Annotated in this window: 8 protein-coding genes; 3 read left to right on the top strand and 5 right to left on the bottom strand. The window is 65.8% G+C overall.

Annotated elements, in window-relative coordinates:
- Nucleotides 1-59 precede the first annotated feature (59 nt).
- The 4 genes from BJA_RS10905 to BJA_RS10915 form a co-directional block, all read right to left on the bottom strand.
- Nucleotides 60-1,040, bottom strand: a complete 981-nt coding sequence (locus BJA_RS10905; protein WP_011085023.1) for an LLM class flavin-dependent oxidoreductase — start codon at nt 1,038-1,040, stop codon at nt 60-62.
- Nucleotides 1,037-1,768 carry a 4'-phosphopantetheinyl transferase family protein gene (locus BJA_RS10910; protein WP_011085024.1) on the bottom strand — a complete coding sequence of 244 codons (732 nt, stop codon included), beginning with the start codon at nt 1,766-1,768 and terminating at the stop codon, nt 1,037-1,039. The genes BJA_RS10905 and BJA_RS10910 overlap by 4 nt, the downstream gene beginning before the upstream one ends.
- Nucleotides 1,769-1,989: 221 nt before the next feature.
- On the bottom strand, nt 1,990-2,157 hold the full coding sequence (locus tag BJA_RS42235) for a hypothetical protein (protein ID WP_165448140.1): 168 nt from the start codon (nt 2,155-2,157) through the stop codon (nt 1,990-1,992).
- A 140-nt stretch (nt 2,158-2,297) separates the two neighbouring features.
- Nucleotides 2,298-8,762: a non-ribosomal peptide synthetase gene (locus BJA_RS10915; protein WP_011085025.1), complete on the bottom strand. Its 6,465-nt coding sequence runs from the start codon at nt 8,760-8,762 to the stop codon at nt 2,298-2,300.
- Nucleotides 8,763-8,897: 135 nt separating this feature from the next.
- Between BJA_RS10915 and BJA_RS10920 the strand changes: the two genes are divergently transcribed.
- The 3 genes from BJA_RS10920 to BJA_RS10930 all read left to right on the top strand — a co-directional run bounded on the left by BJA_RS10920 (nt 8,898) and on the right by BJA_RS10930 (nt 14,204).
- Nucleotides 8,898-12,362, top strand: a complete 3,465-nt coding sequence (locus BJA_RS10920) for an ATP-binding protein (RefSeq protein WP_011085026.1) — start codon at nt 8,898-8,900, stop codon at nt 12,360-12,362.
- A gap of 1 nt (nt 12,363) precedes the next feature.
- Nucleotides 12,364-13,158, top strand: coding sequence for a protein-L-isoaspartate O-methyltransferase family protein (locus BJA_RS10925; RefSeq protein WP_011085027.1), 795 nt, complete (start codon nt 12,364-12,366; stop codon nt 13,156-13,158).
- Between the two features lie 95 nt (nt 13,159-13,253).
- A complete protein-coding gene (locus BJA_RS10930; RefSeq protein ID WP_038966521.1) occupies nt 13,254-14,204 on the top strand; it encodes a DUF6492 family protein in 951 nt (316 codons plus the stop codon).
- A 12-nt stretch (nt 14,205-14,216) separates the two neighbouring features.
- Here BJA_RS10930 and BJA_RS10935 read toward each other — a convergent pair whose 3' ends face one another.
- Nucleotides 14,217-15,284 (bottom strand): endo-1,4-beta-xylanase, encoded by a 1,068-nt coding sequence (locus BJA_RS10935; RefSeq protein WP_011085029.1) that lies wholly within the window; start codon nt 15,282-15,284, stop codon nt 14,217-14,219.
- Nucleotides 15,285-15,466 lie beyond the last annotated feature (182 nt).

Here is a 15,466-nt window from a genome sequence, read left to right on the forward strand (position 1 = left end):
TGCGACAGCAAATTCCGGGTGAGGGGGACTCTCCCCGCAAGCGGGGAGAGGGGGAAAACTCAGAACATCCCGCTCGCCGCAAGTGCCTTGCAGACGTGCTGCATCTCGGCCTCGTCCGCGACCATGTCGAGCATGATCGTGGTCAGGCCCTTCGCCGCGAAATCCTTCAGCTTCGCGCCGATCTCGGCATAGCTGCCGACGAGATAGGGGCAGTCGGCCTGGAAGGTCAGGAACGGCAACAGCCAATAGCCATTGTCCGCGAGCTCGCCGCTTTGCCCCTCGTACAGCCGCCGCTTCCACACGGAGTCGCTGTTCTCCACGGTGAGCGCGAGCAGCTCGCGATCATCGGGATTGTCGCGAAAGCGCGCCCTGGCCGCCTGCCGCGCCTCGTCGCGGCTCTCGCGCGCGAAAATGCCGAAATTCATGCCTGATACATCGAGCCCGCGATCGAGGTCCGGCGGCAACATCTGCATCTTGATGCAGCCGGTCTCCTTCGCCACGCGCTGTGCCGCCTCGGACTGGCCCGCGATCAGAAATTCCGGCATCAGCTCCGCGGGCAGGCGGGGGCGCAGTTGCAGGTTGCTCGCACGGTAGAACCGGCCCGCGACATTCACCGGCCGCGGGCTTGAGAGCAACTGGCGCATCAGCGCGACGAATTCGCCAAGACGGACGTAGCGGTTCGCATGGGAATGGTCGTCGCCGAGGCCCTGCAAGTCGCTGACCGCGGTGCCCGTGATCATGTTGAGATAGACCTTGCGGCCGTAGAACTGCGCGAAGGAGGAGACGAATTTGGCTGCCGTGAACGGGTGCATGTAGATGGGGTTGACGGCGATCAGCGGCGAAGATCGCGTCGTCCCTGCCATGATGTGCTGGGCCATTGCCCAGGGCTCGACGAACACGTCGTTGCCTTCGAACAGCAGAATGCCTTCGAAGCCGTTGCTGTCGGCGAACTGCGCCACCCGCATCAGCTCGCCGACATATGTCCTGGGGTCGCGGTTGCGCGAGATCGCGGGGAAGACGCGCAGCCGCGAGGTCGTCATTCAGCCGCTTCCTGGAGCGGCCAGGCGTTGCGGCTGATGGGAAGGCCGCCGTCCGCACGGGAGCCGTCGGCAATCGCGAGGCGATGCGAGGGGGAGGGCGAGCACAGCGAGAAGCGCCATCCCGACGGATCGTCGGCGATGTCGGGTTTGAAGCTGATCTCGATGGCCTCGCGCGACACCTGCATCGCGAAGGCGTCGAGCGGCAAATTGAGGCCAAAGCCCCTGGCCTTCAGATAGGCCTCCTTGAGCGTCCAATAGTCGAAGAAGCGCTCGATCGCCGCCGGCTCCGGCAGGCTGCGCAGCGTTTCGACCTCCTCCGGCGCAAAGAAACGATTCGCGGTTGAGAGCGGGGCGACACGCCGCGACACGGTTTCGACGTCGACGCCGACGGCCTCATGCCCGGACACGACGCAGGCGACGCAGCCATCGGCATGCGACAGGCTGAAATGCAGCGCGATCGAGGTCGCGGGCGCAGCGACAAACGGTCGCCCGTAGCGGCCGGCCCCAAAAGACCAGTCGGAGGGAGCGACGTTGGGCGCGACCCGCGACAGTGCCAGGCGCAGCATGGCATGCGCGAAAATATATTGCCGCCGATGCCGCTCGAACACGAAGCGGTCGGCGCGGACTCGTTCGTCGACCGAGAGCAGGCGCCGGCACGCATCGGCCGCGCCCGGCGCGTCAATAGTCTCGATCAGTCCGACAAACAGTTCAATTCTGTCGTCTGCCATCAATCAGGCCCATGGCGTCAGGCGGAGGCCAAATCCCCCGGTCCTGACGGAAGAATCAATTGAGCAAGAACCAACTGAGCGGAGCGTTGTTATCGGTCCACCCGGGCGAATTCTTGTCGATTTGCAGGCCGGTTTACGAGCTCAAGCTTGTGCGAGACCCCAACTCGCAGGCGAGCGGCCCGTTTTCCGAAAGATTCGTGCGGCGTCCCGGCCGACGAGTCTTACTTTTTCTTCTTGGCCTTCTTCGAGCCGCCCAGCATGGAAAGGCTGGCGTTGACGTCCTTCAGCGCGGACTGGAGCTTCTTCTTCTCGTCGGTCAGCAGCTTTTGCAGGGCCTTGCGGTCCTTGTCGCTCAACGAGGTGCCCTTGGTAAATTTGATGAAACCCATAACACTCCCCCGGATCAAAATAATCGTCCAAATCGAAACGCGAGAATAATCTTGCGCGCTGGCGCCAAATAATCAAGATGCAACTTGGTCATTCACAGCTTTGACGAGTGAACCTGTATTCGCCCGTGCTGTACAGGCGGTCAAGCAGCCCTGCGATCGAGCAATCGGTCGAGCGGTGTGTTGGGTTGGGCGGCGGCGGCCCCCAGCAGCGCGACGAAATCCTCAATCCACTCGCCGACCATACGGGCCTCGAGCAGTTCGCCCTTGTAATTGCATGAACCGGTGATTCCGGTCGGGCGCTCCTTGAGCATCAGCGACAGCCAGGTCTGGTCGATCGGCAGCACCGGCTGCCCCTCGCGCGCGATGTTTCCGATCGATTGCACCGCAATCTCCGGCAGGTCGAGCGGCTGGCGCAGCGGATTTTGCAGCGTGAAATAGACTTGGAGCAGCGCGGCCGGGTCGATCCCCTGCTGCTCCAGATGGTCGGCCAGCATGTTGAACGGCAGCTCCTGCCGCGCATGCGCATCGAGCACGCTCTGGCGCACGCGGACCAAGGCTTGGGCGAACGACAGATCCGGCGTGATTTTCGTGCGGACGATCACCGTATTCTCGAACGGGCCGACGATTCGGTCGGTGTCCGGCTGGGCGCGATTGGCCATCGCGGTGGCGACCGAGATGTCGGTACGGCCGGTCCGTGCCAGCAGCAGGGCCTTCAGGCCGGTGAGCAGGCACATGAACAGCGTGGCGTTATGCTGACCGGCGAACGCCGTGAGCCGCGCGATCAGGTCGGGTTCGAGCCTGAGCGGATGGTGACCGGTGGATGCGCCCGGGTTCGCGTCGCCGTCGAAGATTGGAGCCGCACCGCGCAGATTCTCCGTCCAGTCGGCGGCCTGGCGGCGGGCGGCGTCGGTGCCGCACCACCAGCGCTGCCAGCGTGCGACGTCCGAAAAGGCCGGCGGCAGCTTCGGCAGCGGCGCTGAGGGACGTCCGGCCAGCGCCGCATAGCGGCTCGACAATTCCTCAAACAGCACGCCGATCGACCAGCCGTCGGCAACGGCATGATGCAGCGTCAGCAGCAGCACGTGATCGTCGGCATGGAGCCGCAACAGCCGTGCCCGCAACAGCGGCGGCCGCGCGGTGTCGAACGGGGTGTAGGTCTCCTGCTCGATCAGGAGATCGATCTTCCTGAGTTCGAGCGCCTGGCGCCGCTTGTTGTTGTGCGGCCGCCCGTCGCCAATGACCTCGACGGTGAGGACCGGCCCGAGTTCGCTGGGTGTGGCGATGCGGCTGACCGGCTCCCCGCCGCTCCAGCCGAACGCGGTCCGCAGCGATTCGTGGCGGCGCACGATGTCGCCGAACGCCTGGGCGAGGGTGGCCGGATCGAGCGGGCCCTGGAGGCGGAAGGCGAAGGGCAGGTTGAACAGCGGCAGCCCCGGCAGGCTCTGCTCGATGCGAATCATCTGGTCCTGCGCGATCGAGAGCGTTGGAGGGCCGTTTTCAGCCAGCCTTGTTTCAGTGAGTCTTGGCAGGCTTGCAGCAGGCTTGTGCGGCTTCGCCGCCACGGCCTCGTCGACCCGCCGGGCAAGTTCCTCGATCGTCGGCGCCTCGAAGATGGTCTTGATCGGCAGCGAGACGCCGAGCGCACGGGCGACGCGCGCCATCGCCTGACCCGCCAGCAACGAATGGCCGCCGAGATCGAAGAAATTGTCGGTGACACTGAGGTTCTCGACCTTCAGCAGATCGATCCAGATATCGGAGAGCACCTTTTCGGTGAAACGCCGCGCCGGCACGGCCGCATCCGGCTCGGATGCTTCTTGCTGTGCGGGTGCCAGCAGCATGGACCGGTCGATCTTGCCATGGGCGTTGAGCGGCACCTGATCCATGAATAGGAATGCGGACGGGATGGCATGGCCGGGCAGTCGGCTCTTCAGGAAGTCGCGCAACTCGCTGGCGCTGACCCGGCTGCCGGGCCTTGCGACGATATGGGCGATCAGCCTGACATCGCCGCTGGCCTCGCGGCGCGGCTCGACGATGCCGGCGCGCACACTCGGATGGTCAGCCAGCGCATTCTCGATCTCCTTGAGCTCGATGCGGTAGCCGCGGACCTTGACCTGATGGTCGGCGCGGCCGAGGCACTCGATCGTCCCGTCGGCGCGGCGGCGGGCGAGGTCGCCGGTCCGGTACAGCCGGCTAGCAGCCTGGCGCAAGAACGGATCGGGCAGGAAGCGTTGCTTGTTCTGCGCGGGATCGTTGATATAGCCGCGGCCGACGCCCGCGCCGCCGATGCAGAGCTCGCCGGTCACGCCGACCGGCTGCGGCTCAAGGTTTGCGTCGAGCACGTAGAGCTGGGTGTTCGGCAGCGGCGCGCCGACCGGAACGTTGCTCGTCGCGGTCGCGGGCGGCTTGGTCAGGCGATGCAGGGAGACGTCGTCGGAACATTCCGATGCGCCATAGGCATTGATCAGCGGCACTTTCGGGCAGCGGGCGAACCAGGCGCGGCAGAGGTCGACCGGCAGCGGCTCGCCGGTCGAGATCAGGAGGCGGAGCCTCGCGAAGGCGCGCAGGATCGGCGCTTCGTCCATGCGATCGACGATCACGCGCAGCAGCGACGGGACGATCTCGAGCACGGTGATGCCTTCGCGCTCGATCTCCCGCGCGAGCAGGATCGGGTCCTGCACGATCGCGTTGCCGCAGACATGCACGCGCGCACCGACCATCGGCCCAGCGAGGAACTGCCAGACCGAGATGACGAAGCTCTGCGGCGCGGTTTGCGCGATCACGTCCCTGGCCGACAGCTTCAGCTCGGAAATCAGCGACGCCAGATGGTTCGACAGCCCGCGCTGTTCGATCATGACGCCTTTCGGCGCGCCGGAGGAGCCCGATGTATAGATGAGATAGGCGAGGCTGGATGCCGCGCGCCGCGCGGCGCGGGCCGGCTTGGTCGCCCGCGGCGCGATCGCGTCGTCGAGCTCGGCCACCTGGATGCGCTCGACCAACGGCTCGAGCAGTGCCTCGACCATGGCCGATTGGGCGCGCCCGATCAGCAGCACGCGGGCGCAGCTCGATCCGAGAATGGTCGCAAGCCGCGCCGGCGGCTGGTCGGGATCGAGGTTCAGGAAGGCCGCGCCCACGCGCTGCACCGCGATCATTGCGGCGAGCAGATCGGGTCCGCGCTCCGCGAGCAAGGCGACCACGCTCTCGGCACCGACGCCTTCGCGGGCCAGCCAGCGCGCGGCCGCCTGACTGCGCCGGGCCAGCTCGCGATAGCTCAGCGATGTGTGTCCGTCCGACACCGCAACAGCGTTCGGCGTTGTCCTGGCCTGACGGTCGAAGCGTTCGCTCAAATTGCCGCGCGTGGTGAAATTGGCCGGCACGCCGTGGCCCTTCGCCAGCAGTTGCCGGCGTTCGGCTTCGGTCAGCAGCGGCAGGCGCGAGATGCGCTGTTCCGGATTGGCGATGACGGCCTTGAGCAGGGTCTTGAATTGAGCAGCCATGTCTTCGATCGTGGCCGCATCGAACAGATCGGTGGCGTACTCGAAGAACCCGGTGAATCGGCCGTCGGCCTCGACCAGCTCGAGCGTGATGTCGAATCGCGCCACGTTTGGATCGACCTCCAGCCGCCGCGTCGACAGACCCGGAAAGCGTGCCGCCTCGATCGAGGCGTTCTGGAGGATGAACATGATCCGGAACAGCGGATTGCCGTCGCTCCGGCGTGCGATCTGGAGCGCACGTAGCACCTCCTCGATAGGGAGGTCCTGGTTGCGGTAGGCATCCAGCGTGACCTGGCGCACCCGCCGCAACATCTCTCCGAAGCTGGGATCGCCGCCGAAATCGTTGCGCAGGATCAGGGTGTTGGCGAACAGCCCGATCAGACGCTCGCTCTCGATCTGGTTGCGGTTGGCGATCAGCGATCCGGTCGCGACATCCTCATGCGAGGTGTGACGGAATAGCAGGCACTGAAACACCGCGAGCAGGATCATGAAGGGCGTGACGCCCTGGTCCTGGCTCAGCGCGCGGACGTCGCCCGAGAGGGCCCTGGAGAATTCGAAATAGTGACGGGCGCCGTGACCGCTCCAGATCTCCGGCCGTGGCCGGTCGGTCCGCAGCGGCAGCGTGGTGACGCCGTCGAGCTGCGTCCGCCAGTAATCGAGCTGTTCTTTTGCCACCGGCGTTCGCGCCCAGCTCTGCTGCCACAGTGCGAAGTCGCGATACTGGAAAGTGGACGAGGGCAGCGCTGCCACGCCCTTCTTGCGTGCCGCGGCATAATGGGCGGCGAGCTCCTCCCAGAACAGCCGCTGCGACCAGCCATCGGTGACGAGGTGATGCAAATTGACCACCAGCGCGTGGCTGGATTTGTCGAACGACAGCAGCGTGACCTTCAGTGGTGGCTCGTGCGCCAGGTCGAACGGATATTGCGCGAGCTTGAGCGTCTCGCGCCGGACGACCGCGACCTGCTTGTCCGCAGGGCAGGGCTTGAGCTTGAGCTTGATCCGCTCGAATTTTGGCGGCGATTGCAGCACAAGCTGCGCCGGCTCGCCCTGCCGTTCGACGAAGACCGAACGCAGCGCCTCATGGCGGGCGCAGATCGCGGTGAGGCTCGCAGAAAGCGCGGCGACGTCGACCAGGCCTTTGAGGAGCGCGACTTCGACGACATTATAGTTGTAGCGGGTCGGATCGAGCCGCGAGAGCAGGTACATCCGCTGCTGCTGGTACGACAGCGGCGCGTCCGCTGTCGCAGCTCCGGCCCGGCGCCAGGCCGGCAGCGCCGCTTCGCGATGGGTTGCGGCGGTCTCCAGCCGGGTCGCAAGCGCGGCGACCGTAGCGCAGTCGAAGATGTCCTCGAACGAGAAGTCGACGTTGAAGCGTTCGCGCAGGCGCGAGCGCATCTGCGTCACCGCGAGCGAGTCCGCGCCGAGCGCGAAGACGTCCTGATCGATGCCGACCTGCGGCAGCTCCAGCAGACCGGCCCAGATCTCCGCGAGCTGCGTCTCCAGCGTGGTGCGCGGCAGGCGCGCCGCATCGGCGTCCTCCGCCGTCGCGATCAGATCAGCCAGTGCGTTGCGCTTGACCTTGCCGCTGGCGCCCTTCGGCAGCGCCGCCACGCTGCGGATCAGGCTCGGCACCTTGTAGGCCGCGAGACGCTTTCGCGCGAACTTGCGCAACTGGTCCGAGGTCGCCTCGGAATTCGCTCGCAACACCACGACGGCGGCGACGTTCTCGCCGAGCTTTGGGTGCGGAACGGCAAAGACGCCGGCCTCCAGCACTGCCGGATGGCTGAGCAGGACCTCTTCCACCTCGAGCGGCGAGATCTTCTGCCCGCCGCGATTGATGACGTCCTTGATGCGGCCGACGATGAAGAGATAGCCGTCGGCATCGAGATAGCCAAGATCGCCGGTCCGGAACCAGCCGTCGCGGAAGGCGGCCTGCGTCGCCGCCTCGTCATTATAATAGCCGCGGCTCATGTTCGCGCCGCGCAGCACGATCTCGCCGTGTGCGCCGCTCGCAAGCGCGCGGCCCGTCTCGTCCATGACCGCGATCTCGGGCCCCGCGGCTCGGCCGACCGATCCGAGCTTGCGCAGCTCGAACGGGTTGGCCGCGATCTGCGAGGCCGCCTCCGTCATGCCGTAGGTTTCGAGCACGGGAACGCCGAACGTCGCCTCCAGTCCGCCAAGGATCGCGGGCGCGAGCGAGGCCGAGGCCGAGCGGATCACGCGCAGCGACGAGGCCCGGGCGCGGTCCGGATTCGCTTCCGCCGCCGTCAGCAGCGCGCGATGAATGGTCGGCACCGCCGTGTACCAGGTCGGTTGCAGCTCCCGCATCCAGCCGAAGAAGGACGAGGCGTCGAAACCCTCGGTGCAGATCACGCTGGAGCCCGCGGCCAGCGCCGTCAGCAGACCCGAGATCAAACCATGGGCGTGAAACAGCGGCAGGACGTTGAGCAGGCGATCGTGGGACGTGAGCGACAGCACGCGGCCGGCATTGGTGGCGGACAGGCAGACATTGCGATGCGTGAGTGGCACCATTTTCGGCCGCGCCGCCGTGCCTGACGTCAGGAGGATGAACGCATCGTCGTCGCCGCGCGAGGCGCCGCTCGTGCTCGCCGGACCGACCGCCGGGCCCACGAACGCGCAGCCTCCGAGATCGTCGTTCGGCCCCGGCACGAAATCGATCACCGCGATATCGAGCGCCCTGGCGACGTCGCGACTGGCCGAGTTCATGTCGGCCCGGGTGACGAGCGCCGTCAGCTTCAATTCGCTGAAATAGCGTTGCAGCTCGTCCGCGGTCAGATCGGGATTGACGGGGATGCAGGCGCAGCTTGATGCGACCGCGATCAGTGCCAGCGCGCTGTCCGCGCCGCGCGGCAGCGCAACGGCAATCCGGTCAGCCGGCGCGATGCCGAGCCCGCGCAGCGTGCGGACCAGATCCTGCGTCCGCTCGCCGAGCGCGCCGTAGGTGAGGGCCGGCCGGCCAGGGGCGAGGAGGGCGGGCGCCGCCGGCGTCCTGCGGGCGTAGAAGTCGAGAAGGCCGCCGATATGGGAAAAGATCTTCGTTTCGCCGCTCGCGCCGACCGATCCCGCTCCGGATGCAATGTCCGACAATGCCATTCCTTTTTGATCTGATTGAGCTATTCTTCCTATGAGTTAGGGAACGCGTCCAGTCTGAGGTGAAGTTCGGGCCCCAAAATCTGTGGTTGAGGGGCCTAAAGCCCTTCGACGGAGTGATGGTCGGGCAGAATCACCATGCTGGAGAATGAGCCGGGCACGGGAGCGGAAGGCGGGCTGAAGCGCTGGCTCGAAGGCATCGGCCTTGCGCACTACTCCGATCTCTTCGCGCAGCACCGCCTCGATCTCGATGTCATGGCGGATCTCACCGAATCCGACCTGGTCGAGCTCGGATTGCCGCTTGGTGATCGCAAGCGGCTCCAGCGAGCGATGGCGGCGCTGTTCCAGGCTGAAACCGCGGAGGCGCCGGCCGCCGCGGCGCCCCCGCAGGCCCGGGCGGAGGTCGGGGCCGAACGACGTCAACTCACCACCATGTTCTGCGACATGGTGGATTCCACCTCGCTCTCGGTGCAGTTCGATCCGGAAGACGTGCGTGACTTGATCGCGAGCTTCCGCGAGACCTGCGTCCGCGTGGTCAAGCACTACGAGGGCTTTGCCGCCCGGTTCGTCGGCGACGGCATTTTGGTCTATTTCGGCTATCCGACTGCACATGAGGACGACGCCGAGCGCGCGGTGCGTGCGGGGCTCGAGATCGTGCGGGTGCTGTCGACCGCACGCGCGATCGAGCCGCGTGGCGCGCTGAGCCACTCGCCCGCCGTCCGCATCGGGATCGCGACCGGTCTCGTCGTGGTCGGCGACCTCGTGGGGCAGGGCACCGAAGAGCGCGACTCCGCGGTCGGAGAAACCGTGAATCTCGCCGCGCGCCTGCAAGCGCTGGCGCCGCCCAATGGCGTGGTGATTTCGGCCTCGACGCAGTCGCTGCTGAAGGGGAAGTTCGACTACCGCAATCTCGGCGTCCACGCGCTGAAGGGCATCTCGGAGAAGACGCAGGCCTGGCATGTGGTGCGTGCCTCGCGCCTGGAGACCCGGTTTGCCGCCGCGATGGGCACGCGGCTGACGCCGCTCGTCAACCGCGAGGAGGAGATCGCGCTGCTGATGGGGCGCTGGCAGCAGGTCAAGGATGGCGACGGCCAGGTCGTGGTCAAGTTCGGCGAGCCCGGCATCGGCAAGTCGCGCATCATTCAGGAGATCTTCGAGCGGATCGCAGGCGACCGCCACGGACAGGTCTCGTTCCAGTGCTCGCCCTACTACACGTCCACCGCGTTCTATCCGTTCGCCGAGCAGCTCAAATTCTCCCTCGGCCTCGACCGGGAGGATGCGTCCGCGCACTCGCTGGCGAGCCTGGAGACCGCTATCGCCGCCGCCCATGGCGACATCGAGCAGGTCACGCCGCTGTTTGCCGCACTGTTGTCCATTCCGACCGGGGACCGCTATCCGCCGCTCGAGCTGTCGCCGCAGCAGCAGAAGGACGCGACGGTCGTGGCGCTGGTCAATCATTTCCTCGGCCTCGCACGCGAGATGCCGCTCGTGATGGTCTTCGAGGACCTGCACTGGATCGATCCGACCTCCCGCGAGGTCATCGATCTCTTCGTCGACAAGGTGCAGAACGAGCCGATCCTCGTCATCATCACGGCGCGCTCCGAGTTCCAGCCCAGCTGGAATGCGCATTCGCACATCACCACCCTGGTGCTGAACCGCCTCAGCCGGCAGTTGCGCACGACGATGGTCGAGCGCGTCGCCGGGAGAGAGCTTCCCAAGGAGGTCGTCGAGGAGATCATCGTCAAGACCGACGGCGTGCCGTTGTTCCTGGAGGAGCTGACCAAGACCGTTCTCGAATCCAACCTGCTGACCGAGCGGCATGGGCGCTACGTGCTGTCGGGCCCGTGGCGGCAACTCGCGATCCCGGCAACCCTGACGGACTCGCTGATGGCGCGTCTCGACCGGATGGGGCCGTTCAAGCGGATCGCGCAGATCGGTGCCACCATCGGCCGCGAGTTCTCCTATGAGACGCTGCACGCAGTCGCCAATACGCCTTCGGAGCAGATCGAGGCGGCGCTCAATCACCTGGAGGAGGCGGGGCTGATCATGCGCCGCGGCCATCCGCCGGACGCGCTCTACTCCTTCAAGCATGTGATGATCCAGAACGCCGCGCATGCGAGCCTGCTGCACAGCGAGCGGCGCAAGCTGCATGCCCGCATCGTCCAGGTGCTCGCCGAGATGTATCCGGAGAAGACCGAGCGCGAGCCGGAGCTGCTCGCCCATCATCTGACCGAATCCGGCCAGAGCGAGGGTGCGGCGAGCTTCTGGCTCAAGGCCGGCAAGCAGGCGGCCAAGAGCGGCGCCAATCTCGAGGCGATCGGCCATCTGCACCGAGGCCTCAGCGTCGTGCAGGCCAATGCGCGCATGCAGGGCGCCGACGAGATGGAGCTCGAGCTGCGCATCGCGCTCGGCAACGCGCTGATCGCCGCCAAAGGCTATGCGGTGCAGGAAGTCGAGGAGAACTACGTCCGTGCGCTCGAGCTCGGCCGGCAGCTCGACGATGAGGAGAATACCTTTGCTGCCACGCGCGGGCTCTGGGTGTGCCACTTCATCCGAGCGGATCTGACGCGCGCGCACGATCTCAGCGTCGAACTTTTGAAATTCGCCAAGCGCGAGCGGCTGAGCGAGCGGACGCAGCCGGCGCAGCAGACCGGCTATCTGATCGAGGCGCATCGCGCGATCGCGATGACCATGCTCTATCGCGGGCGCTTTGCCGCCTCGCAGCATCATTTGCACCGCTGCATCAATCTCTACAGCCCCGATCTGCATTCCGACCTGATGGTGCGCCACGGCACCGATCCCGGCGTGGTCTCGCTGTCCTATCTCGGCTATCTCCTGTGGTTCCTCGGCCGGCCCGACGCGGCGCGCCAGCACAGCGAACAGGCGATCGCGAACGCCGAAAAGATCCGCCATCCCTTCACGCTCGCTTTCGCGCTGGTGTTCGGCGCCTATCTCTGCCAGCATTTGCGCGACGTCGAAGGCACGCGCGATCACGCCAACCGTGCCATGATCATCGCCACCGAGCACAATTTCCTGCACTGGAAGCAGCAGGCCGCGATCCTGCGCGGCTGGGCGCTGACCCAGCTCGGCGAGGCCGACGAGGGCCTCAGCCAGATGCGCTTCGGCCTCGACGAATATGAGGCGATGGATTCCTGGCTCGCCGGCTGCTGGTTCCGATGCCTGCTCGCGGAAGCCTACGCCAAGGTCGGCCTGCGCGACGCCGCCCTTCGCGCGCTGGACGGAGCGCTGGCGACCGCAAGGCGGACCGGCGATCACTCCTACCTTGCCGAGGTCTATCGGCTGCAAGGCGAGATCACCCTGTCGGACGGCAATCCGGCGTCGGTGCAGGAAGCGGAAGATCTGTTCGTGCTGTCGCTGGAGACCGCGCGCAAACAGGGCGCGCTGTCCTGGGAGCTCCGCACCGCCGTCAGTCTCGCGCGCCTGTCGCATGATGCCGGCAAGGGCGAGCAAGCGACGCTCCTGCTGACGCCGATCGTCGGCAAGTTCAGCGAGGGCTTCCTCACGCCGGACCTGAAGCAGGCGATGCAGCTCGTCAACGACCTTCGCGCGGACGCGCCCGTTCGGGAACGGATCGATCCCTGACATGAGCGATCTCGCCGCCGCGCGTGCGCGCTACGTGGAAAGAATCGCAAAGCGCGAGCGGATTTCCTCAAAGCGCCTGCTCGAAGCGCTCGCCGCCGTGCCGCGCGAGGATTTTCTGGCGAGAGGGCCCTGGCGCATCAAGAGCGAGGCGGCGCGCAGTTATCGGCTGACGCCCGACGCCGATCCCGTTCATCTCTACGACAATGTGCTGGTCGCGATCGACGCGCGCCGCAAGCTCGACACCGGCCTGCCGAGCCTGTGGGCGCATTTCATCGATTTGCTCGACGTCGGGGACAAGGACCACGTGGTCCAGATCGGCTGCGGGCTTGGCTATTTCTCGGCGGTGCTGTCGAAGATCGTCGGTCCGAAGGGCAGCGTGCGTGCGATCGAATGCGACGAGCGGCTTGCAGCCCGTGCCGCGAACTTTCTTCGCGCCTATCGCAATGTCGAGGTCGTCCAGGGCGACGGGTGTGAGGACATCGGCGCGCCCGCCGACGTCATCATCGTGCATGCCGGCTTCTCGCATCCGCATCCGCTCTGGCTCCAGTCGCTCCGCCCGCGCGGCCGCCTTCTGGTGCCGCTGACCCAGCGGGACCGCGAAGGTGCCGTCATCAGGATCACGCGCAGGGGCAAGGGGTTCGAGGCCGAGCCGGTCCAGCAGATCAGGATCTTTCCCGGCCGGGGTCGCGGCACGACCGCGCTCGACGACCGCGTCGCCGACTGGTGGCAGCGCGCCTCCGCGCTGGCGCCGCTGCGGTTTCGCGGCATCGAGCAGGGACTGCCGTCGGATGGCTGATGCTTCGTTTCATTTTACCTTGATTGCGAATGTGAGTATCCAGCGCCCCCCGGTGCGGTTATGACTATGGCTTGATGGCCATTCGAGCACGCTCCATGCATTCCGTTGCACTGCTGACTGCCAGCTATGCCAAGGATATCGAACGCTTTTCGCTGCTCAGCGAGAGCATCGACACCTGGCTGACGGGATATACGCGGCATTATGTTCTCGTTAACGATGAGGACGTGCCGCTGTTCGAGCGGTTCGCTTCCGACAAGCGCGTCATCGTTCCGGCCTCGCGGTACTTGCCGAAATGGCTCTGGGCGCTGCCGCCGGCGCTCCAGTTCATCAGCAAACGACGCGTCTGGCTGTCGCTGCTGTCGTCACCCGTGCACGGCTGGCACATCCAGCAGATGCTGAAGATCGCCGGCGTCCTCAATGCGCCCGAGCAGCGCGTCTGCATCCTGGATTCAGACAATCTGTTCTTCCGCGAATTCGATGTCGGCCAATATGCCGGCGGTGAGAAGACGCCGCTGTTTGTCACGCGCAAAGGGATCGACGCCGACCACCCGTTACACGTGCTGTGGCTCCGCACCGTCGATCAGCTTCTCGGTATCAAGGAGCGCTCGTTTCCAGCGGACGACTATGTCGGCAACGCGCTGGTCTGGGACAAGGATACCGCGCGCGCGATGACCGACGCCATCAAGTCGGCGACTGGCCTCGGCTGGGCTCTCGCACTGTGCCGGAAGAAGAAGTTTTCCGAGTACCTGCTCTACGGCCACTTCGTCGCCAATTCGCCGGAGCATCTGGCAGCACATCGGGTGACGGAAGACAGCATCGCGGTCTCGCATTGGGATGACACGCGTCTCGACCGCCCGGCCATCGAGGCGATGATGCGCGCCGCCTCGCCCGAGCAGGTCGCGCTCTGCATCCAGTCCTATTCGTCGACCTCGATCGACGATATCCGCGATGTGTTTCGTCTCAGCTCGCGCGACCGTCGCGGACCGAGCCTGTCTCCCGATCATATGGGAGACGAAGCCGAGTTCGAGACGCCGAAGACGCGCTAGAACAAGCTGCCCTCAAACGTCCCTCGTGAACCTGCTGATGACGTCCATGAACGGCTTCGGCCTGAATTCGCCGTCGAGCGGCAGGGGACGGTTCGGCTGCTTGTCCGCGCGGGCGAAGGTGCCGTTGATCCAGCTGTAGCGATCCGAGAGGCCCCAGGTCAGGATCGAGCGCACCGGGCCGCTGGTCGAGATCGCGGTCAGGAGATCATCGACACGCTTGGCGACGATGGCGTCGCGCTCGGCCGGGTTGCCCGTCAGCTTCTGATCGTCCACGTCGAGCTCGGTGACGAGAACTTCCAGCCCCCACGAGCGCAGCTCGGTGACGAATTCGGCGAGCCCATGGGTGTCGATCTCGAGTTCGGCATGCAGATGCGACTGCAATCCCACGGCGTGCAGCGGGACACCTTGGTCGAGCAGCTCCATGATCAGGTTGCGGTAGGCAGCGCGCTTGGCGATGAAGGAGTCCTTGGCCGACTCGATGTCGTATTCGTTGATCGCGAGCTTGACGAAGGGATCGGCCGCGGCCGCCGTGCGGAAGGCGAGCGGGATCCAGTTGTTGCCGAGATGCTGCGTCCAGAACGTGTCGCGCCGGTCTTTCGGACTGCGGGGATTGTCCGGGATCGGCTCGTTGACGACGTCCCACGACGTCAGCTTCTCCTTGTAGTAGGAGACGACGGTGCCGATGTGGTCGAGATACGCACGCTCGACGCCTTTGGCGTCCTTGATCTGCTTGGTCCAGTCTGGAATGTCGTGATACCAGGCCAGCGCATGCCCGCGCATCGTCAGATCGTTCGCCCGCGCGAAATCCAGGATCGCGTCAGCGCGCTCGAAGGCAAACGTGTGCGCGTCCGGGCGCAGCATCGGCCATTTCAGCTCGAGCACCGGCACGACCTGCGTGCAATAGGTGCTGATGGCTTCGCCAAGCCGCGGATCGGCCTGCAGGTCCCAGAGCGTTGCCGCTGCACCAAATCCCGGACGGCGCTGGGCAAGTTTCGACGCCGGCAAGGCTGACGCGGATGCACCCGCCGCAAGCGTCGCGGCGCTGCCGAGAAGGAATTCGCGTCTGTCGAGCCTTGCCACGGCATTCCCTCGGGAACCAATGCGCCATCGTACCAAGCGGCGCCGTGCAATGCCGGGGTTTCGTCGTGTTGGGTTAACCTTTGCCGGATGTCAGGTGCGTCAACCCATGGGCCGCTGCATCGCTGTTCCAGCGCGTTCACGCGCTGGAAAGCGTCTTAAGGCGCCTGAATGATGGTCTCTTA

The sequence above is a fragment of the Bradyrhizobium diazoefficiens USDA 110 genome (assembly GCF_000011365.1).
In the GTDB taxonomy this organism is placed as follows: Bacteria; Pseudomonadota; Alphaproteobacteria; order Rhizobiales; family Xanthobacteraceae; genus Bradyrhizobium; species Bradyrhizobium diazoefficiens.

Coding starts and splice junctions, on each gene's coding strand:
- BJA_RS42235 (WP_165448140.1), bottom strand. CDS start 2,157: ATGGGTTTCATCAAATTTACCAAGGGCACCTCGTTGAGCGACAAGGAC.
- BJA_RS10925 (WP_011085027.1), top strand. CDS start 12,364: ATGAGCGATCTCGCCGCCGCGCGTGCGCGCTACGTGGAAAGAATCGCA.
- BJA_RS10920 (WP_011085026.1), top strand. CDS start 8,898: ATGCTGGAGAATGAGCCGGGCACGGGAGCGGAAGGCGGGCTGAAGCGC.
- BJA_RS10905 (WP_011085023.1), bottom strand. CDS start 1,040: ATGACGACCTCGCGGCTGCGCGTCTTCCCCGCGATCTCGCGCAACCGC.
- BJA_RS10910 (WP_011085024.1), bottom strand. CDS start 1,768: ATGGCAGACGACAGAATTGAACTGTTTGTCGGACTGATCGAGACTATT.
- BJA_RS10915 (WP_011085025.1), bottom strand. CDS start 8,762: ATGGCATTGTCGGACATTGCATCCGGAGCGGGATCGGTCGGCGCGAGC.
- BJA_RS10930 (WP_038966521.1), top strand. CDS start 13,254: ATGCATTCCGTTGCACTGCTGACTGCCAGCTATGCCAAGGATATCGAA.